At 59.9% G+C, this 23,685-nt stretch carries 22 protein-coding genes; 13 read left to right on the top strand and 9 right to left on the bottom strand.

Going from position 1 to position 23,685, the window contains the following annotated elements; all coding sequences use genetic code 11:
* Positions 1-140: 140 nt before the first annotated feature.
* The 4 genes from mepS to AFK67_RS13630 form a co-directional block, all read right to left on the bottom strand.
* A complete protein-coding gene (gene mepS, locus AFK67_RS13645) occupies positions 141-710 on the bottom strand; it encodes a bifunctional murein DD-endopeptidase/murein LD-carboxypeptidase (protein ID WP_032967294.1) in 570 nt (189 codons plus the stop codon).
* 425 nt (positions 711-1,135) lie between these two features.
* Complete coding sequence (locus AFK67_RS13640) at positions 1,136-1,843, bottom strand: phosphatase PAP2 family protein (protein WP_007723276.1); 708 nt, start codon at positions 1,841-1,843, stop codon at positions 1,136-1,138.
* A 29-nt stretch (positions 1,844-1,872) separates the two neighbouring features.
* On the bottom strand, positions 1,873-2,859 hold the full coding sequence (locus tag AFK67_RS13635; protein ID WP_007723279.1) for a CobW family GTP-binding protein: 987 nt from the start codon (positions 2,857-2,859) through the stop codon (positions 1,873-1,875).
* A gap of 130 nt (positions 2,860-2,989) precedes the next feature.
* Positions 2,990-4,456: a mannitol dehydrogenase family protein gene (locus AFK67_RS13630; protein ID WP_007723282.1), complete on the bottom strand. Its 1,467-nt coding sequence runs from the start codon at positions 4,454-4,456 to the stop codon at positions 2,990-2,992.
* A gap of 207 nt (positions 4,457-4,663) precedes the next feature.
* Between AFK67_RS13630 and uxuA the strand changes: the two genes are divergently transcribed.
* A complete protein-coding gene (gene uxuA / locus AFK67_RS13625) occupies positions 4,664-5,854 on the top strand; it encodes a mannonate dehydratase (protein ID WP_007723284.1) in 1,191 nt (396 codons plus the stop codon).
* 64 nt (positions 5,855-5,918) lie between these two features.
* Here the strand turns inward: uxuA and yeiP are convergent, their stop codons facing one another.
* Positions 5,919-6,491 (bottom strand): elongation factor P-like protein YeiP, encoded by a 573-nt coding sequence (gene yeiP / locus AFK67_RS13620; RefSeq protein WP_015741863.1) that lies wholly within the window; start codon positions 6,489-6,491, stop codon positions 5,919-5,921.
* Positions 6,492-6,682: 191 nt separating this feature from the next.
* On the opposite strand from yeiP, the gene AFK67_RS13615 reads away from it, so the two are divergent.
* Entirely contained in the window at positions 6,683-7,126 is a 444-nt protein-coding gene (locus AFK67_RS13615; RefSeq protein WP_007723298.1) for a GNAT family N-acetyltransferase, read from the top strand.
* 19 nt (positions 7,127-7,145) lie between these two features.
* Positions 7,146-7,400, top strand: a complete 255-nt coding sequence (locus AFK67_RS13610) for a YkgJ family cysteine cluster protein (protein ID WP_032967295.1) — start codon at positions 7,146-7,148, stop codon at positions 7,398-7,400.
* On the opposite strand, the gene setB is transcribed toward AFK67_RS13610, so the two are convergent.
* The gene (gene setB / locus AFK67_RS13605; protein ID WP_007723306.1) at positions 7,397-8,578 is read right to left on the bottom strand and encodes a sugar efflux transporter SetB; all 1,182 of its coding nucleotides are present in this window, start codon (positions 8,576-8,578) and stop codon (positions 7,397-7,399) included. The two genes, AFK67_RS13610 and setB, sit on opposite strands and share 4 nt — an antisense overlap.
* Before the next feature lie 368 nt (positions 8,579-8,946).
* On the opposite strand from setB, the gene fruB reads away from it, so the two are divergent.
* The 4 genes from fruB to AFK67_RS13585 all read left to right on the top strand — a co-directional run bounded on the left by fruB (position 8,947) and on the right by AFK67_RS13585 (position 13,663).
* Positions 8,947-10,080, top strand: coding sequence for a fused PTS fructose transporter subunit IIA/HPr protein (gene fruB / locus AFK67_RS13600; RefSeq protein ID WP_007723313.1), 1,134 nt, complete (start codon positions 8,947-8,949; stop codon positions 10,078-10,080).
* The gene (fruK, locus tag AFK67_RS13595; RefSeq protein WP_007723316.1) at positions 10,077-11,015 is read left to right on the top strand and encodes a 1-phosphofructokinase; all 939 of its coding nucleotides are present in this window, start codon (positions 10,077-10,079) and stop codon (positions 11,013-11,015) included. Before fruB ends, fruK begins: the two co-directional genes overlap by 4 nt.
* Before the next feature lie 16 nt (positions 11,016-11,031).
* On the top strand, positions 11,032-12,726 hold the full coding sequence (fruA, locus tag AFK67_RS13590) for a PTS fructose transporter subunit IIBC (RefSeq protein ID WP_007723319.1): 1,695 nt from the start codon (positions 11,032-11,034) through the stop codon (positions 12,724-12,726).
* Between the two features lie 127 nt (positions 12,727-12,853).
* Complete coding sequence (locus AFK67_RS13585; RefSeq protein WP_038883225.1) at positions 12,854-13,663, top strand: sugar phosphate isomerase/epimerase family protein; 810 nt, start codon at positions 12,854-12,856, stop codon at positions 13,661-13,663.
* On the opposite strand, the gene nfo is transcribed toward AFK67_RS13585, so the two are convergent.
* Both nfo and AFK67_RS13575 read right to left on the bottom strand, forming a co-directional pair.
* Complete coding sequence (gene nfo / locus AFK67_RS13580) at positions 13,653-14,513, bottom strand: deoxyribonuclease IV (RefSeq protein WP_007723324.1); 861 nt, start codon at positions 14,511-14,513, stop codon at positions 13,653-13,655. The genes AFK67_RS13585 and nfo overlap by 11 nt on opposite strands.
* Positions 14,514-14,585: 72 nt before the next feature.
* Entirely contained in the window at positions 14,586-15,635 is a 1,050-nt protein-coding gene (locus AFK67_RS13575) for a YeiH family putative sulfate export transporter (RefSeq protein WP_007723326.1), read from the bottom strand.
* A 117-nt stretch (positions 15,636-15,752) separates the two neighbouring features.
* Between AFK67_RS13575 and yieE the strand changes: the two genes are divergently transcribed.
* Positions 15,753-16,619 carry a DNA-binding transcriptional regulator YeiE gene (yieE, locus tag AFK67_RS13570; protein ID WP_007723332.1) on the top strand — a complete coding sequence of 289 codons (867 nt, stop codon included), beginning with the start codon at positions 15,753-15,755 and terminating at the stop codon, positions 16,617-16,619.
* Positions 16,620-16,805: 186 nt separating this feature from the next.
* Positions 16,806-18,275: an amino acid permease gene (locus tag AFK67_RS13565; protein ID WP_032967303.1), complete on the top strand. Its 1,470-nt coding sequence runs from the start codon at positions 16,806-16,808 to the stop codon at positions 18,273-18,275.
* Between the two features lie 60 nt (positions 18,276-18,335).
* On the opposite strand, the gene fghA is transcribed toward AFK67_RS13565, so the two are convergent.
* Entirely contained in the window at positions 18,336-19,166 is an 831-nt protein-coding gene (gene fghA, locus AFK67_RS13560) for an S-formylglutathione hydrolase (protein WP_007723336.1), read from the bottom strand.
* A 123-nt stretch (positions 19,167-19,289) separates the two neighbouring features.
* Between fghA and AFK67_RS13555 the strand changes: the two genes are divergently transcribed.
* The 4 genes from AFK67_RS13555 (at position 19,290) to galS (ending at position 23,559) form a co-directional block, all read left to right on the top strand.
* Positions 19,290-20,414: a YbfB/YjiJ family MFS transporter gene (locus AFK67_RS13555; protein ID WP_032967304.1), complete on the top strand. Its 1,125-nt coding sequence runs from the start codon at positions 19,290-19,292 to the stop codon at positions 20,412-20,414.
* Positions 20,415-20,539: 125 nt separating this feature from the next.
* Positions 20,540-21,211, top strand: a complete 672-nt coding sequence (folE, locus tag AFK67_RS13550) for a GTP cyclohydrolase I FolE (protein ID WP_007723344.1) — start codon at positions 20,540-20,542, stop codon at positions 21,209-21,211.
* Positions 21,212-21,220: 9 nt separating this feature from the next.
* The gene (gene yeiB, locus AFK67_RS13545) at positions 21,221-22,378 is read left to right on the top strand and encodes a DUF418 domain-containing protein YeiB (RefSeq protein WP_007723347.1); all 1,158 of its coding nucleotides are present in this window, start codon (positions 21,221-21,223) and stop codon (positions 22,376-22,378) included.
* A gap of 155 nt (positions 22,379-22,533) precedes the next feature.
* A complete protein-coding gene (galS, locus tag AFK67_RS13540; protein WP_007723349.1) occupies positions 22,534-23,559 on the top strand; it encodes an HTH-type transcriptional regulator GalS in 1,026 nt (341 codons plus the stop codon).
* Positions 23,560-23,685: the final 126 nt, after the last annotated feature.

Raw genomic sequence — 23,685 nt, 5'->3', positions numbered from 1 at the left:
AGCGTGAAATCAGCTTAACAGACAATACCGCAGAACGTGAGGGGCAAGGCGCGGCGGGCGCGCAGACAAAAAAAACGCTGCATCAGCAGCGTTTTTTATCGTTCAGCACAGGCAATCAAGGGAAATCGACACGCTGAGTATTAACTGCGGCCCAGTACGCGGCGCGCTTCGTTATAGCGCTTCTTCCAGTACGGTTCATCCATGTTGGAGATCATCACGCCGCTGCGTGTAGATGCATGAACAAACTGATTATTACCGATGTAAATACCCACGTGGCGGCCTGTTGAGCCTGCGTGGAACAGCACCAGATCGCCGGTGCGCAGGCGGGTACGGTCAACCGATTTACCCATTTCCTGCTGCTCGTAAGTCGAGCGCGGCAGTTCTAAACCAAACTGTTCGCGGAAAGTGCGCTGCACGAAGCCTGAACAATCGATGCCACTTTTAGTGCTGCCGCCGAGGCGATAGCGTACGCCTTTCCAGTCAGCGTACTGATCCATAATGCGGGATTTCACATCCAGCGTACGAACCATCTGTTCAAATTCATCCTGAGAGGCTTGCAGTAACAGCCCGTCGTTTTCACCTACTGCATGCGTCTCAGAATGCATGTTTTTTGCGGTATTGGTAGAGCTACATGCTGACAGCAGAATTGCCACAGCCACTGCGGGGATGACCCGAGTGATATATCTCAAAATTGGTTGAGATTTGACCATTTTGTTTGTTTTCCCTTGAAGTCCTTAACGATAAAAATCGTTATAAAAAATGCTAAACGTGCCGAGACTAATGAGCTCTGAGGGGTAAGACAATTCCTGGTGAGCTAAATTGTGTGTTGGTGCACACTTTTATTTGCATTACCAATAAATGCCATTAAACCACAAAACGCTCCCGAGATTACCTGAACAAAACCCATATAGCGAGTGGTTTTAATCATTTTTTTATAAGAAATTGTAATGGTCAAGAACCGTAAAGACAGAGAAAGCGTGCGGTCTGAAAAGCGACGTAAAAATAGTCAACACCTTCATTTTTATGACGAATGTATGAAAGTATTGCGAAAAGTGTCTGGCGGCGGGAGGGCGAAAAATAAACAGGGACCCTTAACGATCCCTGTTGATGATATTTTTAATCTATTAATTAATTGTTATGGAGTTGTTGTTTTTTGACCGGGCAGATGATTATTAAGCCAGGTAATTATTTTATCGCTAAGCGGCGTCAATAAAATCCACGGAAGGCCAATAAAAATGATTGACAAAGAGCCGACAGCTATATCCGTAAACCAGTGCGCGCCAATCATCATGCGCGGCAGGGCGAACACGCAAAATATCAGAATGCCCAGCGCAAAGGCTTTACCACCGAAATAGCGCCACATAAAACCCGCGAAAATGAGCAGCATCATGCCGTGGTCGCCCGGGAAACTGTCCGTCGAGGCGTCTTTGGTTGAGATCCCCACCACCTTACCGACCCGCAGGCTGTCCTCGAACGTCAGCGTCGGGCTCGGGCGCGACACCGGCAGCAGGTGGCCAAGCTGATTGAGCACCACCGCCGAGAGCAGCATCACCACGCCCATAATAATAATGTGGCGACGGCCCGACGGCGTGGCCTGACGCCAGTACCAGAGCAGCAGCAGCCCCATCGCGAGCAGCGAACAGCCGTCAAACGCACGGTTGTTGGTTATCGCTAGGAACCATAAAAAGCCGTGGCTGGCAGCGGCAAGGTGATTGAAAAAGTGGAAAATCCCGGCATCGAGGGTAAACCAGAAGCCGGTTTGCGCCGGCGGATACCAGGAGAGAAACAGGACGGCGCCTGCGAGATTCAGCAGCAGGATCGCGGGGATACGGGTAGTAGTCATGACAGTCTGATTTTCACAAAAGGGTAACGTTAAAGCGATTTGTCTAAACGAAGCTTCAACAAGGCCGATTGCAGCGCATTCCAGTCGGTGTCGTTGGCGGTAATGAGCTCGATGCGGCTGTCCGGCGGCGGAGCGCTCTGGGTTTCAATATGAAAGTCCTGGCCCTGACGGTTAATGCGCACTAGCCCTTCACGAATACGCAGCACGCCTTTCACGCGCTCTGCCGGCGCAAGCCGCGCCCACTCCAGAATGCCGATGGTATCGAATACCGTGTCGGCATCGAAAATCCAGCCGCAGGCGTGATGGCCCTGGCCGCTGTTAAGGCTGCGCCGCCAGCGCTGGTTGCCGGGCAGGCTCAGGGCCGCAAGCCCATTGCGTTGGGCAGGCGCATGGGCGTGATGCGCGCTTGCTGGCAGCTCGCGCAGGTTAAGGCGCGGCTTATCAAGCAGCGCCAGATCGATCTCGCCCTGGGTGGCGAGAACTAGTTCGCGGCCTGCGGCGTCGCTTTCGCGCCAGGCGCGAAGCGCCGCCAGGCTTTCTTCGTCGCTGCGGTCCTGTTTATTGGCGACGATAATATCCGCCGCGGCGAGCTGGTCGCGGAAATTCTCATTGGTGACATATTTCTCGTCCCGCAGCTGGCGCGGGTCGAGCAGACAGAGCGTGGCGCGCAGGTCTATCCAGGGCTCATACACCGGCGAGGTGAGCATATCCAGAATCTGTTTAGGGTGACCCAGCCCGGTCGGCTCAATCAGCAGCCGGTCCGGCTTGCCCTGGCGCAGCAGAGTATTTAGCCCGACCTGCATCGGCAGGCCGTTGACGCAGCACATGCAGCCGCCGGGGATCTCTTTTAACAGCGCGCCGCTGTCGGCCATCAACGCGCCGTCGATGCCCACCTCGCCAAATTCATTGACCAGCACGGCCCAGGTTTCCGTTGGATCTTTATGGGCCAGCAGATGACGGATCGTGGTGGTTTTGCCGCTGCCGAGAAAGCCGGTAATGAGATTGGTACGGGTCACGTGCGCTCCTGATAAATATCTGGCGGAAATAAATCATCAGGCATCATTCTGGATAAAAATGGCAGGGATGAGAAGAGGTAACGCGGACGGGCAGGCGCCGCATCCGCGATAATAGCATTCAGGGTTAAAATCAGCGCCGCGCGAGGCGCGCTACCGCTTCTTTGGCGCCCAGGCGGCTGAGCGACTGCCAGGCGGCGTTTAGCGTATGGATAAACAGCGGATGCTGCGCCAGCTCCTCGCCGAACACCTCTTTAAGCGTCAGCAGCGCGCCGACTCGCTCCTCTTCATGGCTTGAGTGCGCCAGCGCCGCGATTTTTTCTGCCAGCGGGTCGCGCACGTCAATGGGCTGACCGCTGTCATCCACGCCGCTTACGTAACGCATCCAGCCCGCCACGCCCAGCGCCAGCAGCGACCACTCGCCGCCGTGCTGCAAATGCCAGCGCACGGAATCCAGCATTCGCTGCGGCAGCTTCTGGCTGCCGTCCATCGCGATTTGCCAGGTGCGGTGCTTCAGCGCCGGGTTGGCGAAGCGGGCAATCAGGCTGTCGGCGTACCCGGTTAAGTCCACCCCCTGAATGCGCAGCGTCGGAGCCTGCTCGCGCAGCATCAGCTGGCGCGCCGCGTCGCGAAAATTCGGGTCGTTCATGCAGTCGCTGATGTGCTGATACCCCGCCAGATAACCGAGATACGCGAGAAAAGAGTGGCTGCCGTTCAGCATTCTTAACTTCATCTGCTCCCAGGGCAGGACGTCATCAACCATCTGTACGCCCGCATCCTCCCAGGCCGGGCGGCCCGCGACGAACTTATCTTCGATAACCCACTGGATAAACGGCTCGCAGCTGATGGCGCACGGGTCAGCGACGCCCAGCGTATCGGCTATCTCCTGGAGCGACTCCGGCGTCGCCGCCGGCACGATACGGTCAACCATCGTACCGGGGAATGTGACGTTTTCAGCAATCCACTGCGCCAGCGCCGGATCGCGGTTGTGCGCCATGCCGAGCACCGCTTCGCGCACCACATGGCCGTTATCAGGAATGTTATCGCAGGAGAGCACGGTAAACGGCGCGTGCCCGCGCGCGCGGCGGCGGTGCAGCGCCTCCACCAGCAGCCCTGGCGCAGAGTGCGGCTGGTGCGGGTTATCGAGGTCATGCACGATGCGGCTGTTTTGCGTATCCAGCTGGCCGGTGGCCGGGTCGATGCAGTAGCCTTTTTCCGTGATGGTTAACGAGACGATAGCGACCTGCGGCTCACAGAATTTTTCAATGATCGCCTCCATACCGTCGAGCTTCGCATTGAGGCACTCTTTCACCGCGCCAATAATGATGGCCTGATTGCCGTCGGCCCCTTTTTCCAGCACGGTATAAAGATGGTCCTGGGCGCGCAGCGCGCTCATTAGCTCATCGCCGCTGAACAGGCTGATTTCGCAGATGCCCCAGTCGCCGCCTTTCAGGTTAAGGACCCGGTCGGTCAGAAGCGCCTGGTGGGCGCGGTGAAACGCGCCGAAGCCGAAATGCACGATGCGGCTTTGCAGGGCGCTGCGGTCATATCCTGGGCGTTGAACCGCAGCAGGCAGCGTGGCGGAAGCGATATTCTTCATTTCTCACATATCCTGATAACCATTATTTAACAAACTCAGTGTAAAGTTATATGACAGCAAATTGAATTGGTATGCCGTAAATATCCGGGGTTTGTGAGCTGGATCAAGACAGAGTGGCGCGCGGTTTGACGCTTCTGGCTAAACATGTATGGTAGTCATCATAGATTATCGCGATATTGGTATAACAACTTTTTTAAGGAGAGGGCGATGGAACAAACCTGGCGTTGGTATGGGCCGAACGATCCGGTCTCGCTGGATGACATCAGACAGGCCGGGGCGACCGGTATTGTCACCGCGCTGCATCACATCCCCAACGGTGAAGTCTGGCCGGTGGAAGAGATTAAAAAACGTCAGGCGGAGCTTGCGCAAAAAGGGCTCACCTGGTCGGTGGTGGAGAGCATCCCGGTACATGAAGATATCAAAACCCATACCGGCCAGTATGACCTCTATATCGCCCGCTACCAGCAGAGCATCCGTAATCTCGCGGCCTGCGGCATCGACACCGTCTGCTACAACTTCATGCCCATCCTCGACTGGACGCGCACTGACCTCGAATACACGCTGCCGGACGGCTCGAAAGCGCTGCGTTTCGACCAGATTGCCTTCGCCGCGTTCGAACTGCACATCTTAAAGCGCGACGGCGCGCGCCACGATTACACGCAGGACGAACAGCGCCAGGCGCAGGACTATTTCAACGCCATGAGCGAGGCGCAGATTGAGACGCTCACGCGTAATATCATCGCCGGTCTGCCGGGTGCGGAAGAGGGCTACACGCTGGATCAGTTCCGCGCGCGTCTTGCGGAATATGACGGCATCGATAAAGCCGCGCTTCGCGACAATATGGCGTATTTCCTGAAAGCTATTGTGCCGGTGGCGGAAGAAGCGGGCGTGCGCCTTGCCGTTCACCCTGACGATCCGCCGCGCCCGATCCTCGGCCTGCCGCGCATTGTGTCGACGATTGAAGACATGCAGTGGCTTAAAGAGACGGTGGACAGCATTTATAACGGCTTCACCATGTGCACCGGCTCTTATGGCGTGCGCGCCGATAACGATCTGGTGCGGATGGTCGAAACCTTCGCCGATCGCATTCACTTCACGCATCTGCGCGCCACCTGTCGCGAAGAGAACCCGAAAACCTTCCACGAAGCGGCGCATCTGTATGGCGACGTCGACATGGTGGCGGTGGTGAAAGCGATCCTGACCGAAGAGCAGCGCCGCAAAAAGGCAGGCGATCTGCGCCCGATCCCGTTCCGCCCGGATCACGGCCATCAGATGCTTGACGATCTGCGCAAGAAAACCAACCCCGGCTACTCGGCGATTGGCCGCCTGAAAGGGCTTGCCGAAGTACGCGGCGTGGAGCTGGCGCTGAAAAAAGTGCTGTTCCCGGATCTGCTGTAAACGGCAACGTCTGGCTATAAAAAAAGCCCCGCACTGCGGGGCTTTTTCATTGATACGGTAACGCTTATTCAGCGCGGCCCATATAGCGACGCTCGGCGATATGCACGCGGATTTTCTCACCGGCGCTCAGGTATTCCGGCACCTGGATCACCACGCCGGAGGAGAGCGTGGCCGGCTTGGAGCGGGCGCTCGCAGACGCGCCTTTGATGCCCGGCGAGGTCTCGACGATTTCAAGATCCACTGTCTGCGGCAGTTCCAGCGCCAGCAGCTGGCCGTCCCAGGTCAGAACCTGCATATCCGGCATGCCGCCTTCCGGCATAAACAGCAGCTCTTCTTCAATCTGATCTTTGGTAAAGGTGTACGGCGTGTAGTCTTCTTTATCCATAAAGACATACTCGTTGCCGTCGACGTAGGAGAAATCCACAAAGCGACGGGTCAGCGTAATGGTGTCCAGGATGTCGTCGCCTTTAAAACGCTCTTCCACTTTCTGCCCGGTGCGGACATCGGAAAAACGCATTTTGTACAGGGTGGCCGCGCCGCGCGCGCTCGGGGACTGAATGTCGATATCTTTTACAATCAGCAGTTTGCCGTTGTAGTTCAGCACCATACCTTTTTTAATTTCGTTCGCTCTTGGCATCGAAGTGTCCTGTTAAGCTGGAATATGCAAAATATCGCGACAAGTTACTCGCGAGACACGCGCCAGGCAAGCGGAATTACGTAGATTGCGAGACGTGCCGAAAATGCGGCGCGCGACAGGCTTTTTCGGCCTCAGGGCTGTACCCGGCGGGGCAAAACGCTACAATGCCCGGCTTTCACGCGAGGAGCGCTATGCCGATTTCCATCCGTCACGTCCAGCCTGAAGAAACCGCCGCCATATACCGTTTGATTCCGGAGTTTGCCGGGGTACATGACGCGCAGGCCATCCGCCAGCGTATCGGCGGGCGCGTCGCCTGTGCGCTGGTGGCGTATGACGAGGCGCAGCCGGTTGGCTTTAAGCTCGGCTATGAAACGGCACCGGGCGAGTTCTACAGCTGGCTCGGCGGCGTGGCGCCTGCGTACCGACGCGACGGCGTGGCGCAGCGCCTTCTTGAGGCGCAGGAACGTTGGGCGCAGGAGCACGGCTACGCGCGCCTGCGCGTGAAAACCCGCAATCAGTTTCGCGCCATGCTGATGCTGCTTATCCGCAACGGCTACCAGATTATCGGGCTGGAAAAAAAGGGCGAGGCCGCGGACTACCGGCTGCTGCTTGAAAAATCACTGACCGGCGCGTAGCGCGCGTCACGGAGAGTTTATGGACTGTCGCCCCGACTGCGGCGCCTGCTGCACCGCACCGTCGATCTCAAGCCCCATTCCCGGCATGCCTGATGGCAAACCGGCGAACACGCCGTGCGTCCAGCTTGATGAGCGGCTGCGCTGTAAGCTTTTCGGCTCGCCGCTGCGCCCGAAAGTCTGCGGCGGCCTGCAACCGACCCAGGAGATGTGCGGCGCAAGCCGCCACGCGGCGATGCGCTTTCTTATCCATCTTGAGGCGCTTACCGCACCCTAAACGTCTTTAATGCGCCACAGACACCAGACCGCGCCCGCGGTCATCGCCATCGCTACGTAAAACACCGAGTGGTAATTCCACAGTTCCGCAATCACGCCCGCAAGCGAGCCGGCGATTATCCAGCCCACGCGCGTGGTGTTGGTGTAAAGCGTTGTAGCGGCCCCCGCCTGGCCTGGCATCAGGTCCTGAAAATAGAGCATCCCGATACCCGCCAGGATGCCGATATAGACAGCGTTGAGCACCTGTAGCCCCAGCAGCAGCGCCGGGCTGTGCAGCGTCAGCATACCCAGATAAAACAGCACGCCCGCCATGACGGCGATGCGCATCAGAAAGCGTTTGCCGAATTTGCGGGCATAGAAGCCTGCAATCAGCATCACCGGGATCTCAAGCCCTGCCGCCGCGCCCATCATCACGCCTGCCAGTTTTTCCGGCAGCTTCAGCTCGTTAATCAGGTACAGCGGCATATTAATAATGTAGAGGCTGTTAGTGCCCCACATCAGCGTGCAAATCGAAAACAGCAGCAGCGCGTCGCGACGGTTGCGGCGGGGCGCCTCTAAGGGCGCGGCGGTGGCGAGCGGCTCTTTGCGCATCGACGGCAGGAAACACCAGACCATCAGGGCGCAAAGCACGAACGCGGCAGCGGCGCTGACGTACATCGTCTGAAAGCCAAACCCCATCGCCAGCGCATAGGCCAGCGGCGGCCCCACCACCCAGGCGAGCGACACCTGCGCGCGCAGAACCGAGCTAAACATTACCGCTTCACGCCCGGTGCGGTCAGCGTGCTCGCGCGCCAGCGCGAACATCTGCGGGTTGGCGGTCGAACCAAAACTGCTCAGGAACACGCCTACAAACAGCAAAATGAAATAGTTGCGGTTCCACGCAAACAGCAGACACGCCAGCGCGCCCAGCAGACAGCAGGCGAAAATCAATGATTTACGGTCGCCTTTACGATCGGAGCGGCCCGCCAGGAACTGGCTGACGAAAATCCCGATGATTGCGCTGCCGGTAAAAAAGAAGCCGACCATCGCCGGGCGGGCGTGCACTTCTTCGGTCAGAAACAGGCTCAGCGTCGGGGTTTGCAGCGCGCCGGCGATACCGGTGAGAAAGGCGACAATCAGAAACGAGGCGGAGGTGAAATCGAGCGGTCTTTGCGGCGTCGCGAGGGCGTTGTTTTGCATATTTTCGGCGAGATCAAGAAAGAAGAGGCGGAGTTTACGCCTCTTGCCATACTTTGAATAGCGACCAGCAGGTGAGATGCCACAAAAAATCAAAATGGTATTTCAGAATGAAGTGCCGCTTTGCTGAAGCGAGCTGACGCGTGCTGAAAACCGCTGACAGAGTGTGCCGTTGCGTTTCACTAAGGGGTGAAATGTGCGGGATCTCTAATATTCAACACGTGAATAACGGCTTTTCTTGCGCACGGGCTATGGAAAATGCAGACTTTCTTGAAACGTTTCAGCGTTATCTCGTTTTCGCTCATTTGGCGGGATAACGCTCTTTTTCTCACAACGGCTGAAACGATTCGGGTTCAGCAAGCGAGGAGACCATGTTCCAGTTATCTGTTCAGGATATCCATCCCGGCGCTCAGGCCGGTAATAAAGAAGCGGCGATTCGTCAGGTGGCTGACGCGCTGGTTAACGCAGGCAACGTCAGCGCCGGTTATGTTGACGGCATGCTGGCCCGCGAGCAGCAAACCTCCACCTTCTTAGGGAACGGCATCGCTATTCCTCACGGAACGACCGACACCCGCGACCAGGTCCTGAAGACCGGCGTGCAGGTGTTCCAGTTCCCGCAGGGCGTGGCCTGGGGCGAGGATCAAATCGCCTATGTCGCTATCGGCATCGCTGCCAGCTCTGATGAACATCTCGGTCTGCTGCGTCAGCTCACTCATGTACTGAGCGACGACGCCATTGCTGAACAGCTGAAAACCGCCACCACGGCGGAAGAGCTGCGCGCCCTGCTGATGGGCGAGAAGCAAAGCGCGGGCATGAAGCTTGATAACGACACCATTACGCTCGACGTCGCGGCCACAAGCCTGGTGACGCTGCAGGCGCTGAACGCCGGTCGTCTTAGCGAAGCGGGCGCGGTGGATGCTGAATTCGTAAGCCACGTGATTAACGCGAAGCCGCTGAATCTCGGTCAGGGCGTCTGGCTTGCCGACAGCCCGCAGGGCAACCTGGCGAGCGCGGTTGCAGTAAGCCGCCCGGTACAGCCGTTCACGCAGGACGGCGAAACCGTCGGTCTGCTGCTGAGCGTCGCGGTAGCCGATGACCAGCCATTGCAGGTGCTGGGCCGCGTCAGCGAACTGCTGATTGCCGGTAAAGCTGAACGTCTGCTGAACGCCGACGCCGCCACGCTGCTGTCGCTGCTGACCAGCGATGACGCGCTGGCCGACGACGTGCTGAGCGCCGAATTTACGGTACGCAACGAGCACGGCCTGCACGCCCGTCCGGGCACCGTGCTGGTCAACACCATCAAGCAGTTCAACAGCGATGTCACCGTGACCAACCTCGACGGCTCCGGCAAACCCGCCAATGGCCGCAGCCTGATGAAAGTCGTCGCGCTGGGCGTGAAGAAAGGCCATCGCCTGCGCTTTACCGCACAGGGCGATGACGCGCAGGCGGCGCTGGACGCCATCGGCGAGGCGATCAACGCCGGTCTCGGGGAGGGCGCAGCATGAGCAGACGTGTCGCCACCATTACCCTCAACCCGGCATATGACCTGGTAGGTTACTGCGCAGAGATTGAGCGCGGCGAAGTTAACCTCGTGCGGACCACGGGTCTGCACGCGGCGGGTAAAGGCATTAACGTCGCCAAAGTGCTCAAAGATTTAGGTATCGACGTCACCGTGGGCGGTTTTCTGGGTAAAGACAACCAGGACGGCTTTCAGCAGCTGTTCAGCGAACTCGGCATCGCCAACCGTTTCCAGGTGGTGCAGGGCCGTACCCGCATTAACGTCAAGCTGACGGAAAAAGACGGCGAAGTGACCGACCTCAACTTCTCCGGTTTTGAAGTAACGCCGGCCGACTGGGAGCGTTTCGTTAATGACTCCTTAACCTGGCTTGGCCAGTTCGACATGGTCTGCGTCAGCGGCAGCCTGCCGTCGGGCGTCTCTCCTGAGGCGTTTACCGACTGGATGACCCGCCTGCGCAGCCAGTGCCCGTGCATTATCTTCGACAGCAGCCGCGAGGCGCTGGTGGCCGGTCTGAAAGCCGCGCCGTGGCTGGTAAAACCGAACCGCCGCGAGCTGGAGATCTGGGCCGGTCGCAAACTGCCGGAACTGAAAGATGTTATCGAGGCGGCTCACGCGCTTCGCGAACAGGGGATCGCCCATGTGGTGATCTCTCTGGGCGCGGAAGGGGCGCTGTGGGTGAACGCGTCGGGTGAATGGATCGCCAAACCGCCGTCCTGCGAAGTCGTCAGTACGGTCGGGGCAGGGGATTCCATGGTCGGCGGCCTGATTTACGGGCTGCTGATGCGTGAATCCAGTGAGCATACCCTACGTCTTGCAACGGCGGTGGCGGCGCTGGCGGTCAGCCAGAGCAACGTCGGCATCACCGACAGGACACAGTTGGCCGCAATGATGGCGCGTGTCGACTTACAACCCTTCCACTAACAGCAGGAGAGGCATAATGAAAACGCTGCTGATTATCGAGCCCGGGTGTGGACAGGCCCGCGCTTATATGGCGAAAACGCTGCTTGGGGCGGCCGCGCAAAAAGCGCAGCTGGAACTGACTGACAACCCGAACGATGCGGAGCTGGCGATTGTTATCGGCAACGCCGTACCGGGCGACACGTCGCTGAATGGCAAAAAAGTGTACCTCGGCGACATCAACCGCGCCGTGGGGCACCCGGAGCTCTTTTTAAGCGAAGCAAAATCGCACGCCGCGCCTTACAGCGCGCCTGCTGCGGCGCCGGCGGCGAGCAGTAACGCCAGCGGCCCGAAACGCGTCGTGGCGGTCACCGCGTGCCCGACTGGCGTCGCGCACACCTTTATGGCGGCAGAAGCAATTGAAACCGAAGCTAAAAAACGCGGCTGGTGGGTGAAAGTGGAAACGCGCGGCTCGGTTGGCGCGGGCAACGCTATCACGCCGGAAGAAGTCGCGCAGGCCGATCTCGTTATCGTGGCGGCGGATATCGAAGTGGATCTGGCGAAATTCGCCGGTAAGCCGATGTATCGCACCTCGACCGGTCTGGCGCTAAAGAAAACCGCGCAGGAGTTCGATAAAGCCGTAGCGGAAGCGAAGCCGTATCAGCCCGCAGGCGCTGGCGCTGTGGCGAGTGATAAAAAAGAGCAGGGCGGCGCGGGTCCTTACCGTCATCTGCTGACCGGCGTCTCTTATATGCTGCCGATGGTGGTGGCGGGCGGTCTGCTGATTGCGCTCTCTTTCGTGTTCGGTATCGAAGCCTTTAAACAGGAAGGCACGCTCGCGGCGGCGCTGATGAAAATCGGCGGAGGCTCCGCGTTCGCGCTGATGGTGCCGGTACTGGCAGGCTACATCGCGTTCTCCATTGCCGACCGTCCAGGTCTGACGCCGGGTCTTATCGGCGGTATGCTGGCGGTCAGCACGGGCTCCGGGTTTATCGGCGGCATCATCGCGGGCTTCCTCGCAGGCTACGTGGCGAAAGCCATCAGCGGCAAAGTGAAGCTGCCCCAGAGCATGGAGGCGCTGAAGCCCATCCTGATTATTCCGCTGTTCTCAAGCCTGATTGTCGGTCTGGCGATGATTTACGTGATTGGTACGCCGGTCGCGAAAATCCTGGCGGGCCTGACCGCGTGGCTGCAGAGCATGGGCACCGCGAACGCCGTTCTGCTGGGGACTATCCTCGGTGCGATGATGTGTACCGATATGGGCGGCCCGGTGAACAAAGCGGCATACGCTTTCGGCGTCGGTCTGCTGAGTTCTCAGGTGTACGCGCCGATGGCGGCGATTATGGCGGCCGGTATGGTTCCGCCGCTGGCGATGGGTATCGCAACGCTTGTGGCGCGTCGTAAATTCGACAAAGGCCAGCAGGAAGGGGGCAAAGCGGCGCTGGTGCTGGGCCTGTGCTTTATCTCCGAAGGTGCCATCCCGTTCGCGGCACGTGACCCGATGCGCGTTATCCCTTGCTGCATCGTGGGCGGCGCGGTGACCGGCGCTATCTCAATGGCGATTGGCGCGAAACTGATGGCGCCGCACGGCGGTCTGTTCGTGCTGCTGATCCCTGGCGCTATCACCCCGGTGCTGGGCTACCTGCTCGCCATCGTGGCAGGTTCGCTGCTGGCGGGTCTGGTATACGCCTTCCTGAAACGTCCGGAAAGCGAACTGGCGGCGAAAGCGGCCTGATGTAACGACTCCCTGCTCCGGCAGGGAGTTTTTTTATCCCTCAGTTAGCCTTATTCCCCCTCTTTTTTGCGCTGCGCGTCGATTGCGTCAACACTTAAGTCTTTGACACCACTCACAGGAGGACGCTGTGCTGCGCTCAATCGCCACGGTCTGCGTCGCCGGAACATTGCCCGAAAAACTGCGTGCTATCGCGCAGGCCGGGTTCGACGGCGTGGAGATTTTTGAACCGGATTTCACCGCCTGGGGCGAAAGCCCGGCGCGCCTTGCCGCGCTCTGCCAGGAGCTGGGGGTAACGATTTTTCTTTTTCAGCCGCTGCGGGATATCGAAGGTATGCCGCCGCAACAATGGCCGCAGACGCGCGAGCGCGCCTGCCGCACTTTTGAGACGATGCGTGAAATGGGCTGTCGCGACCTGCTGCTGTGCAGCAATCTGGCGGCGCAGAGCAGCGCCGACCCGGCGCGGCAGGTGGAAGATTTAGCGCGCGTGGCGGTGCTCGCGGCGGAGTTTGACGCGCGGGTAGGGTACGAGGCGCTCGCCTGGGGCCGCCATGTGAATCGCTATACCGACGCCTGGGCGCGCGTGCAGGCGGTGGATAGTCCGGCGCTCGGCCTGGTGCTCGACAGCTTCCACGTGCTGGCGCTCGGCGATACGCTTGCGCCCGACGCCATCCCGCCTGAAAAAATCTTCTTTACGCAGCTTGCCGACGCGCCGCGAAAGACGCTGCCGGTCGAGACGTGGAGCCGCCATTTTCGCGCGTACCCCGGCGAGGGGGACCTGCCGGTGACGGAGTTTGCACGCACGCTGTTGCAGTGCGGGTATCAGGGGCCGTGGTCGCTGGAGGTCTTCAGCGACGCCTGGCAGCAGGCCCCCGCCATTGAGAGCGCCCGCGCCGGGTTTGCCTCCCTGACGCGGCTTGCGGCGCAGATTAGCGCGTGAGCGCGTCGCCGGTTTGCTGGGCGTTCAGCCAGGCGATTTCTTCTTTCCAGATATCCGGATTAATGGTTTCCAGAATCAGCGGAATATTGTCGAACTGCGGCTGCTGCATTATCCAGCGAAACGGCGTAAAGCCGATGTTGCCTTCGCCTAAGCTGTGGTGGCGGTCCACCCGGCTGGCGAAGGCGCTTTTGGCGTCGTTCAGGTGCATCCCGCGCAGGTATTCAAAACCGACGATACGGTTAAATTCCGCGAACGTCTTTTCGCAATCCGCTTCGGTGCGCAGATCATAACCTGCCGCGAAGGCGTGGCAGGTGTCGATGCAGACGCCGACGCGGGATTTATCCTCCACCTGGTCGATAATCGCCGCCAGATGTTCGAAGCGAAAGCCGAGATTGCTGCCCTGGCCTGCGGTGTTTTCGATAACCGCGGTCACGCCTTCCGTCTTCTCCAGCGCGATATTGACCGATTCGGCGATGCGCGAGAGGCACGCGTCTTCGCCTATCTGTTGCAGATGGCTGCCAGGGTGGAAGTTCAGCAGCGTCAGCCCAAGCTGCGCGCAGCGCTCCAGCTCGTCGATAAACGCCGCGCGGGATTTCTCCAGCGCTTCCGGCTCCGGGTGCCCGAGATTAATCAGGAAGCTGTCGTGCGGCAGAATTTGCCCTGGGCCGAAGCCGTGCTGGCGGCAGGCGGCTTTGAAGGCGTCGATGACATCAGGCGTCAGGGCCGCCGCGCGCCACTGACGCTGGTTTTTGGTAAACAGCGCAAAGGCTGTCGCGCCGATTTCCGCCGCGCGGGCCGGGGCGTTAGCCACCCCGCCCGATGCGCTGACGTGCGCGCCGGTAAACTTCATCGTTTTCTCCTGTCATACCGCAAAGGGGGAACGTTTTATCATAGCGGACCTGGCAGGGGAAGGCGCGTTGGCTTAGCCCAGCAGGTGCGTCACCGCAAGGTTGATGGCGCCGCCGCCGACAATCAGCCAGACGAAGAGCACTAGCGCCATCAGGAGCGGTCGCACGCCGGCGTTTTTCAGCGCGCTGACGTGCGTGGTGAGCCCCAGCGCCGCCATCGCCATCGCCAGCAGGACCGTGTCCAGCGTCACCAGCGCCTGCACCACGCTTGCGGGCAGAAGATGCAGCGAGTTAAACGCGGCCACGGCGATAAAGAGCAGCGCGAACCACGGAATGGTGATTTTACCCGCCTGTTCGCCGCCGCGCGGGGCCAGCTGCTTCACACGACCCGCCAGCAGCAGCAGGAACGGCGCGAGCATCATTACGCGCAGCATTTTGGCGATGACCGCCGCGTTTTCTGTGTCCGGGCTCACCGCGTGGCCTGCCGCGACAACCTGCGCGACCTCATGCACCGTCGAGCCGATATACACGCCAAACGTTTGTTCGTTAAACCACGGCGCCAGCCATGGCCACAGCAGCGGATAAACAAAAATCGCCAGCGTGCCGAAAATCACTACCGTTGCCACTGCCACGGTCACTTTGCTCGCCTGCGCTTTCACTACGGGCTCGGTGGCAAGCACCGCCGCCGCGCCGCAGATGCTGCTGCCTGCGCCAATCAACCAGCTGGTTTCGCGATCAAGCTTAAACACCTTTTGTCCAAGCCAGCAGGCGAGCGTGAAGGTGCTGGCGAGCGTCAGCACATCGACCAGCACGCCGCTTGCGCCCACATCGGCGATTTGCCAGAACGTCAGGCGAAACCCGTAAAGGATAATGCCCAGTCGCAAAAGATGTTGTTTGGCGAACAGCACGCCGCCGTCGCAGTGGGTATGTATTTTGGGATACAGCGTATTGCCGAGGATCATCCCGCCGAGAATGGCGAGGGTCAGCGCGCTGAAACCGGCGTTACCAACCGCCGGGATAGTGCCGCACCACAGCGCGACGGCCGTCAGCGCGCCAGTGAGCGCAAGGCCGGGCAGAAAGTGCGTAAGCCCATGATGTCGGGCAGGAAATGTCAGTGTGGTCATAGCGTCCTCCTGTTATGGAATAAGCTTATGCCCCTCTGGTATAAAAATAAAATTGATTATATATTTATAATTAATCTTAATAAGTGGTAAGCGCCGTCCCGTCCGAACGAGGTCATCATGCACATCACCTTACGTCAGCTGGAAGTGTTCGCCGAAGTGCTGAAAAGCGGCTCGACAACCCAGGCATCCCAGATGCTTTCACTCTCGCAATCCGCCGTCAGCGCGGCGCTCACCGATCTCGAAGGCCAGCTCGGCGTGCAGCTGTTTGACCGCGTCGGCAAGCGGCTGGTGGTGAACGAGCACGGGCGGCTCCTCTATCCGCGCACCGTCGCGCTGCTTGAGCAGGCGGGCGAAATCGAACGGCTGTTTCGCAACGACAACGGCGCCATCCGCGTCTTCGCCAGCAGCACCATCGGCAACTATATTCTGCCGGAAATCATCGCCCGCTATCGCCGGGACTTCCCTGATCTGCCGCTGGAGATGAGCGTCGGCAACAGCCTGGATGTCGTGCAGGCGGTGTGCGATTTCCGGGTGGATATCGGGCTTATTGAAGGGCCGTGCCATATGGCGGAGATCGTGGCGCAGCCCTGGCTTGAGGATGAGCTGGTGGTGTTCGCCTCGCCCGCGAGCACGCTGCTGGAAGGGGAGGTGACCCTGGAGCGCCTCGCCGCCACGCAGTGGATCCTGCGTGAAAAAGGCTCCGGCACGCGGGAGATTGTCGATTATCTGCTGCTCTCTCATCTGCCGCAGTTTCGCCTGAGCATGGAGCTTGGCAACTCCGAGGCCATTAAACACGCGGTGCGACACGGGCTTGGCATTAGCTGTCTGTCGCGCCGGGTTATCGCCGAGCAGCTGGAAACCGGCTCGCTGGTGGAGGTGAAACTGCCGCTGCCGCCGCTGGTGCGCACGCTTTATCGTATCCATCATCGCCAGAAACACCTCTCCAGCGCGCTGGCGCGCTTTCTGCGCTATTGCGAACTTTGATTTCGCGGGGCGCGTCACACGACGCGCTCATTATCAGTTTTTTTTCCGCCACCGCCCCGATTCGCTGCTTTACTTATAATCCTCCGGCGATCATGAAGCTCTCTTATAACCGCGTTTTTCCACCAGGTGCTCCGCGGTAACTCTGCTACAATCGCGCCTCTTTTGATGGATGGGCATTATTTTTATATGGTTTCCGAATCTAAAACCACACAAGCGCCTGCGCTGCGTCGCGAACTGAAGGCGCGCCACCTGACCATGATCGCCATTGGCGGCTCCATCGGCACAGGACTTTTCGTCGCCTCCGGTGCGACCATTTCTCAGGCGGGCCCCGGCGGCGCGCTGTTTTCCTATATTCTCATCGGCCTGATGGTCTATTTCCTGATGACCAGCCTCGGCGAACTGGCGGCATACATGCCGGTCTCCGGGTCGTTTTCCACCTACGGCCAGAAGTATGTCGAAGAGGGCTTCGGCTTCGCGCTCGGCTGGAACTACTGGTACAACTGGGCGGTGACCATCGCGGTTGACCTCGTGGCCTCGCAACTGGTGATGAGCTACTGGTTCCCGGACACGCCCGGCTGGATCTGGAGCGCGCTGTTCCTCGGCATCATGTTCCTGCTGAACGTCATCTCCGTGAAGGGCTTCGGCGAAGCGGAATACTGGTTCTCCTTAATTAAAGTCGCCACCGTGATTATCTTTATCCTGGTGGGTATCGCGATGATTGTCGGTATCTTCAAAGGCTCTGAACCCGCGGGCTGGAGCAACTGGAAGATTGGCGACGCGCCGTTTGCGGGCGGTTTCTCGGCGATGATAGGCGTGGCGATGATTGTCGGGTTCTCGTTCCAGGGCACCGAGCTTATCGGCATCGCGGCGGGCGAATCTGAAGATCCGGAGAAGAACATTCCGCGCGCGGTGCGTCAGGTGTTCTGGCGTATCCTGCTGTTCTATGTGTTCGCGATTCTGATTATCAGCCTGATTATTCCGTACACCGACCCGAGCCTTCTGCGCAATGATGTGAAAGACATCAGCGTCAGCCCGTTCACCCTGGTGTTCGAGCATGCGGGCCTGCTGGGCGCGGCGGCGATTATGAATGCGGTGATCCTGACGGCGGTGCTCTCTGCGGGCAACTCCGGGATGTATGCCTCCACCCGTATGCTTTATACGCTCGCCTGTGACGGCAAAGCGCCCCGCATTTTCTCGAAGCTTTCTAAAGGCGGCGTGCCGCGCAACGCGCTGTATGCGACGACGGTTATCGCCGGGCTGTGCTTCCTGACGTCGATGTTCGGCAACCAGACGGTATACCTGTGGCTGCTGAACACTTCCGGGATGACGGGCTTTATCGCCTGGCTTGGCATCGCCATCAGCCATTACCGTTTCCGCCGTGGTTATGTGATGCAGGGCCACGATCTGAACAACCTGCCGTACCGCTCCGGTTTCTTCCCGCTGGGCCCGATTTTCGCCTTCGTGTTGTGCCTTATCATCACGCTTGGCCAGAACTATCAGGCGTTCCTGGCAGACACCATCGACTGGGCAGCCGTGGCGGCGACCTATATCGGCATCCCGCTGTTCCTGTTGATTTGGTTCGGCTATAAGCTTGCGAAGGGCTCCCGTTTCGTGCGGTATCGCGATATGGAATTCCCTGAGCATCTGAAGAAATAAAGAGAAGGGCGCGTAAGCGCCCTTTTTTATGGGGTGTTTCTGTGGGGCGGCGTGCACTGATTACCGCAAATGCTGGGCGTGGAAGCGCAAATGCTCTTCAATAAAAGTGGCGATGAAATAATAGCTATGGTCATAACCGGGCTGCATACGCAGCGTTAACGGCCAGCCGGCTTCGCGCGCGGCTTCATCGAGACGCTCGGGCTGGAGCTGCTCGCCGAAGAAAGGATCGCCGTCACCCTGGTCGATAAGTGTCGGAATGGCGTGTGCCGGGTCGGCGTTTTCCATCAGCGCGCAGCTGTCCCACGCCCGCCACTGGCTCTCGTCATCGCCCAGATACGCCGCGAACGCCTTTTTGCCCCACGGCACACCGGCCGGGTTCACGATCGGCGCGAACGCCGACACCGAGCGAAAACGCCCCGGATTTTTCAGCGCCATAATCAGCGCGCCGTGACCGCCCATTGAATGCCCGCTGATGGCCGCCTCTGGCGCGAGCGTAAAGTTCTCCGCCAACACCTGCGGCAGCTCATTGCTCAGATAATCAAACATCCGGTAATGCGCCGCCCACGGCGTCTCGGTGGCGTTCAGGTAAAACCCGGCGCCTTTGCCGAGATCGTACCCGGCGTCATCCGCCACATCCTCGCCGCGCGGGCTGGTATCGGGCATCACCAGCGCGAGGCCGAGCTCTGCCGCGACGCGCTGCGCGCCCGCTTTGGTGGTGAAATTCTCATCGCTGCAGGTCAGCCCCGACAGCCACCACACCACCGGCGGCGGGGTCTGCGCGTCGGGCGGCAAAAAGATGCTGAAGGTCATCGGGCAGTTAAGTACGCGGGCGTCGTGACGCCAGCGCTGTTGCAAACCGCCGAAACAGCGGTGTTCTTCAAGCAGTTCCATAGTGGCTCCTTTTTTTCAAACCCGGATAGTGCAGTTTAAACGCCAGGTGAGCAAGTTTCACTTCACCGGGTCGGCATCATGGCGCATCATATTCGTAACTTTATTTTAACAATTGGGGGCGGCGTGGCGCTGCGTATTGCATTAACCGGTTTTCTGTCACTGGTGGTGGCGATGGGGATTGGGCGTTTCGCCTTCACGCCGCAGGTGCCGTTAATGGTGGGCGAGGGCCAGCTGACGCTGACCAGCGCAGGGCTGGTGGCGGCCGCCAACTATCTCGGCTACCTGCTCGGCGCGTGGGACGCCATGCGTGCGCGCCGTCATGTCGAATACCGTCTGCATTTGGGCGTCTGGGGCGCGGTGCTGCTGACGCTGGTGTCCGCGCTGGCGGACGGCCCGTGGTCGCACGGCGTGGTGCGTTTTGTGATTGGCTGCATGAGCGGTTGGGCGCTGGTGATGGCGGCAGGCTGGACCAACGAGCAGCTCGCCCATCACGGCAGGCCGGGCCTGAGCGCGGCGGTGTTCGCGGGGCCGGGTGTCGGTATCACGATAAGCGGCCTGCTGGCGGTCTGGATCCAGGGCGCGGCGTTAAGCGCGGCGCAGGGCTGGGTGATTTATGGCGTGCTGGCGCTCGCGCTGATTGCGCTTATCGCCCGTTACTTACCCCGTAAAGGCGAGCTGCACCGCGCAGATACGCCGCCCGCGCCGCTGGAGCTCACGCCCGCGCTGAAACGGCTGGTCTGGAGCTACAGCCTTGCGGGTTACGGCTATATTCTGCCCGCGACGTTTTTATCCCAGATGGCGGCGGCGCGTTTTCCCGGCAGCCTGTTCGCACAGTTCGTCTGGCCGGTCTTCGGCGCGGCGTCGGTTATCGGCATCGCGCTCAGCATCCTCGCCCGCACGCGCGGCACGGCGTCGCAGCGGCTGGCCGTCGTGCTCTGGCTCCAGGGGCTCGGCGTGCTGGCGGCCGCGCTGCTGCCGGGGCTTGCCGGGCTGGTGGTCGGGTCTTTGCTGGTGGGCGGCGGGTTTCTGTGCGCGGTGCAGCTCTCTTTACAGTGCGGGCGCGAGCTCGCGCCACAGCACACCCGCTATCTGGCGGGGCTGCTTACGACCGGCTACGCCATCGGGCAGCTGGTCGGCCCGGTGACCTCCGCGCTCTCCAGCCATTTCACCGGCCAGCTGGAACCCGCACTGTGGCTGGCGGGCGTGGCGCTGTTTATCGGCGGCGCGCTGGTCTGGCGACGCGCCTGAAAGGCCGCGACGATTTCAACAATTTCGCCCGGGCCACTGGATTATGTGCGTTAGCTCACGCACAATGAGCGCACGCTCAGCCCCGGCCGGGCAGAGTCTGGTTACACCTGCAGGAGAAAAGAACAATGCCATCACTCAGTAAAGAAGCGGCCCTGGTTCATGAGGCGCTGGTCGCGCGCGGTCTGGAAACGCCGCTGCGCCCGCCCATTAACGAACTGGATAATGAAACCCGCAAACGCCTGATCGCAGGCCATATGACCGAGATTATGCAGCTGCTTAATCTTGATCTGAGCGATGACAGCCTGATGGAAACTCCGCACCGCATCGCCAAGATGTATGTGGATGAAATTTTCTCCGGCCTCGATTACGCGAACTTCCCGAAAATCACCGTCATTGAGAACAAAATGAAGGTGGATGAGATGGTGACGGTGCGCGATATCACGCTGACCAGCACCTGCGAACACCATTTCGTCACCATCGACGGCAAAGCGACCGTCGCGTATATCCCGAAAGACGCGGTGATCGGCCTGTCTAAAATCAACCGCATCGTACAGTTCTTCGCCCAGCGTCCGCAGGTGCAGGAGCGTCTGACCCAGCAGGTGCTGGTGGCGCTGCAAACCCTGCTTGGCACCAATAACGTGGCGGTTTCTATCGACGCGGTGCATTACTGCGTGAAAGCGCGCGGCATTCGCGACGCCACCAGCGCCACCACGACGACCTCGCTCGGCGGGCTGTTTAAATCCAGCCAGAACACGCGCCAGGAGTTTCTGCGCGCCGTGCGCCACCACAACGGCTAAGGCGCCGGGATGACGAGAAATATCACCCTCGACGCGGTACGCGGCTTGGCGATCCTCGGCATCCTTCTGCTTAACATTACCGCCTTCGGGCTCCCGAAGGCGGCCTATCTCAACCCAGCCTGGTATGGCGTTATCACCGCCCGCGACGCCTGGACATGGGCGCTGCTCGATCTCTTCGCCCAGGTGAAATTCCTCACGCTCTTCGCGCTGCTGTTCGGCGCGGGTCTGCAAATGCTGCTGCCGCGCGGCAAGCGGTGGATCCAGGCGCGCCTGACGCTGCTGGCGCTGCTCGGTTTCATTCATGCGATTTTCATCTGGGACGGCGATATTCTGCTGGCTTATGGATTGGTGGGGCTCGTCTGCTGGCGCATGGTGCGCGACGCCCAGAGCGTGAAGTCGCTGTTTAAAACCGGCGTCGTGCTGTACCTCATCGGGATTGCGGTGCTGCTGCTGCTCGGCATGATGTCTGACGATCATATGAGCCGCTCCTGGACGCCGCAGGGGGGCGATCTGTTCTATGAGAAGTTCTGGCGTCTCGAAGGCGGCATGGATGCCATCCGCAGCCGTCTCGATCTGCTCTCCTCGATGCTGCTGGCGCTTGGCGCGCAGTATGGGTGGCAGCTGGCGGGTATGATGCTCACCGGCGCGGCGCTGATGCGCAGCGGCTGGCTGCGCGGCGAATTCAGCCAGCGCCACTACCGACGCACCGGGTTCGGGCTGGTGGCGCTGGGCGTCTTGATTAACCTGCCGGCGATTATCGCCCAGTGGCGGCTTGGCTGGGACTACCGCTGGTGCGCGTTTATTCTCCAGGCGCCGCGCGAGCTCGGCGCGCCGCTGCAGGCCCTCGGCTACACCGCGCTGGTGTTTGGCTACTGGCCCTGTCTCGCGCGCCTGAAACTGATGACCGCCGTCGCCTGCGTTGGCCGTATGGCGCTCACCAACTATCTGCTGCAAAGCCTTATCTGCACCACGCTTTTCAACCACTTCGGCCTGTTCATGAAATTCGACCGGTTCGCGCTGCTGGCGTTTGTCCCGGCGGTCTGGGCGGTCAATCTTCTCTTTTCCGTGCTCTGGCTGCGTTACTTCCGTCAGGGGCCGCTGGAGTGGCTGTGGCGGCGTCTGACGCGCCTTGCCGCAGGCGCACCGCAATCCGCATCATCCAGATAACGATCTGGATCACAATCGTTAACAAATCGCATGTAACCGTTTCCAGCGCTGTGATGCGCTTCACGCAGCGCGTGTCGGCACGCTGCCAGAATAGCCTCCTGACTTAACACAGGGGGTTACTGTGAGACGCATTTCAGCTCTTCAGGGTGGTCGCCATGATCACCATTCGTGACGTCGCCCGTCTGGCAGGGGTCTCTGTCGCGACGGTCTCCCGGGTTCTCAATAACAGCGCGCTGGTCAGCCCTGAAACGCGTGAAACGGTGATGCAGGCGGTGTCGCAGCTCGGCTATCGCCCGAACGCCAACGCGCAGGCGCTCGCCACGCAAGTCAGCGACACCATCGGCGTCGTGGTGATGGACGTCTCCGATCCCTTCTTCGGGGCGCTGGTGAAAGCGGTCGATGTGGTGGCGCAGCAGCACGGCAAATATGTGCTGATCGGCAACAGCTACCACGAGGCCGAAAAAGAGCGTCACGCCATCGAAGTGCTGATCCGCCAGCGGTGCAGCGCGCTTATCGTCCATGCTAAATCCCTTAGCGACGACGAACTTGCCACCTTTCTCGAACAGGTGCCTGGCATGGTGCTGATTAACCGCATTGTGCCCGGCTACGCGCATCGCTGCGTAGGGCTCGACAACGTCACCGGCGCGATGATGGCGACGCGCATGTTGCAAAGCAGCGGCCATCAGCGCATCGGCTATCTCGCCTCCAGCCATCAGATTGACGATAACGATAAACGCCGCGAAGGCTGGCAGCGGGCGCTTTCCGACGACGGCGTACAGCCTCCGGAAAGCTGGGTCGGCACCGGCAGCCCGGATATGCAGGGCGGGGAGGCGGCGATGGTAGAGCTGCTCGGCCGTAACCTTCAGCTTACCGCCGTGTTCGCCTATAACGACAGCATGGCGGCGGGCGCGCTGACGGCGCTGAAAGATAACGGCATTCTGGTGCCGCAGCATGTATCAGTTATTGGTTTCGATGATATTCCAATTGCCCGTTATACCGACCCGCAACTCACCACGGTGCGTTATCCGGTGGTTTCTATGGCGCGGCTCGCTACCGAGCTCGCGTTACAGGGAGCCGCAGGGGAGTTGGATCCGGCGGCAACGCACTGTTTTATGCCCACCCTGGTACGGCGTCATTCCGTGGCGGCGAGACAAAGTGTGGCCCCGATCACTAGTTTATAAACCAGCGTGATGTAACCGCTTTCAATCTGTGAGTAAATTCACAGTATATTAACATTGCGCTGTCTATGATGACGGCGTCTCATGGGCCTGAAACATTATGTAACGGCGATTTAACATTGACGTTAT

Origin of the sequence: Cronobacter dublinensis subsp. dublinensis LMG 23823 (assembly GCF_001277235.1) — a bacterium.
Taxonomy (GTDB): domain Bacteria; phylum Pseudomonadota; class Gammaproteobacteria; order Enterobacterales; family Enterobacteriaceae; genus Cronobacter; species Cronobacter dublinensis.
The sequence above is the reverse complement of the archived record's forward strand: the minus strand, read 5'-3'. Positions and strand labels throughout refer to the sequence as shown.

Coding starts and splice junctions, on each gene's coding strand:
- mepS (WP_032967294.1), bottom strand. CDS start 710: ATGGTCAAATCTCAACCAATTTTGAGATATATCACTCGGGTCATCCCC.
- yeiB (WP_007723347.1), top strand. CDS start 21,221: ATGACGAGAAATATCACCCTCGACGCGGTACGCGGCTTGGCGATCCTC.
- yieE (WP_007723332.1), top strand. CDS start 15,753: ATGCACATCACCTTACGTCAGCTGGAAGTGTTCGCCGAAGTGCTGAAA.
- nfo (WP_007723324.1), bottom strand. CDS start 14,513: ATGAAGTTTACCGGCGCGCACGTCAGCGCATCGGGCGGGGTGGCTAAC.
- AFK67_RS13640 (WP_007723276.1), bottom strand. CDS start 1,843: ATGACTACTACCCGTATCCCCGCGATCCTGCTGCTGAATCTCGCAGGC.
- AFK67_RS13565 (WP_032967303.1), top strand. CDS start 16,806: ATGGTTTCCGAATCTAAAACCACACAAGCGCCTGCGCTGCGTCGCGAA.
- AFK67_RS13630 (WP_007723282.1), bottom strand. CDS start 4,456: ATGAAGAATATCGCTTCCGCCACGCTGCCTGCTGCGGTTCAACGCCCA.
- fghA (WP_007723336.1), bottom strand. CDS start 19,166: ATGGAACTGCTTGAAGAACACCGCTGTTTCGGCGGTTTGCAACAGCGC.
- AFK67_RS13615 (WP_007723298.1), top strand. CDS start 6,683: ATGCCGATTTCCATCCGTCACGTCCAGCCTGAAGAAACCGCCGCCATA.
- AFK67_RS13575 (WP_007723326.1), bottom strand. CDS start 15,635: ATGACCACACTGACATTTCCTGCCCGACATCATGGGCTTACGCACTTT.
- fruA (WP_007723319.1), top strand. CDS start 11,032: ATGAAAACGCTGCTGATTATCGAGCCCGGGTGTGGACAGGCCCGCGCT.
- AFK67_RS13610 (WP_032967295.1), top strand. CDS start 7,146: ATGGACTGTCGCCCCGACTGCGGCGCCTGCTGCACCGCACCGTCGATC.
- fruK (WP_007723316.1), top strand. CDS start 10,077: ATGAGCAGACGTGTCGCCACCATTACCCTCAACCCGGCATATGACCTG.
- folE (WP_007723344.1), top strand. CDS start 20,540: ATGCCATCACTCAGTAAAGAAGCGGCCCTGGTTCATGAGGCGCTGGTC.
- fruB (WP_007723313.1), top strand. CDS start 8,947: ATGTTCCAGTTATCTGTTCAGGATATCCATCCCGGCGCTCAGGCCGGT.
- setB (WP_007723306.1), bottom strand. CDS start 8,578: ATGCAAAACAACGCCCTCGCGACGCCGCAAAGACCGCTCGATTTCACC.
- uxuA (WP_007723284.1), top strand. CDS start 4,664: ATGGAACAAACCTGGCGTTGGTATGGGCCGAACGATCCGGTCTCGCTG.
- yeiP (WP_015741863.1), bottom strand. CDS start 6,491: ATGCCAAGAGCGAACGAAATTAAAAAAGGTATGGTGCTGAACTACAAC.
- galS (WP_007723349.1), top strand. CDS start 22,534: ATGATCACCATTCGTGACGTCGCCCGTCTGGCAGGGGTCTCTGTCGCG.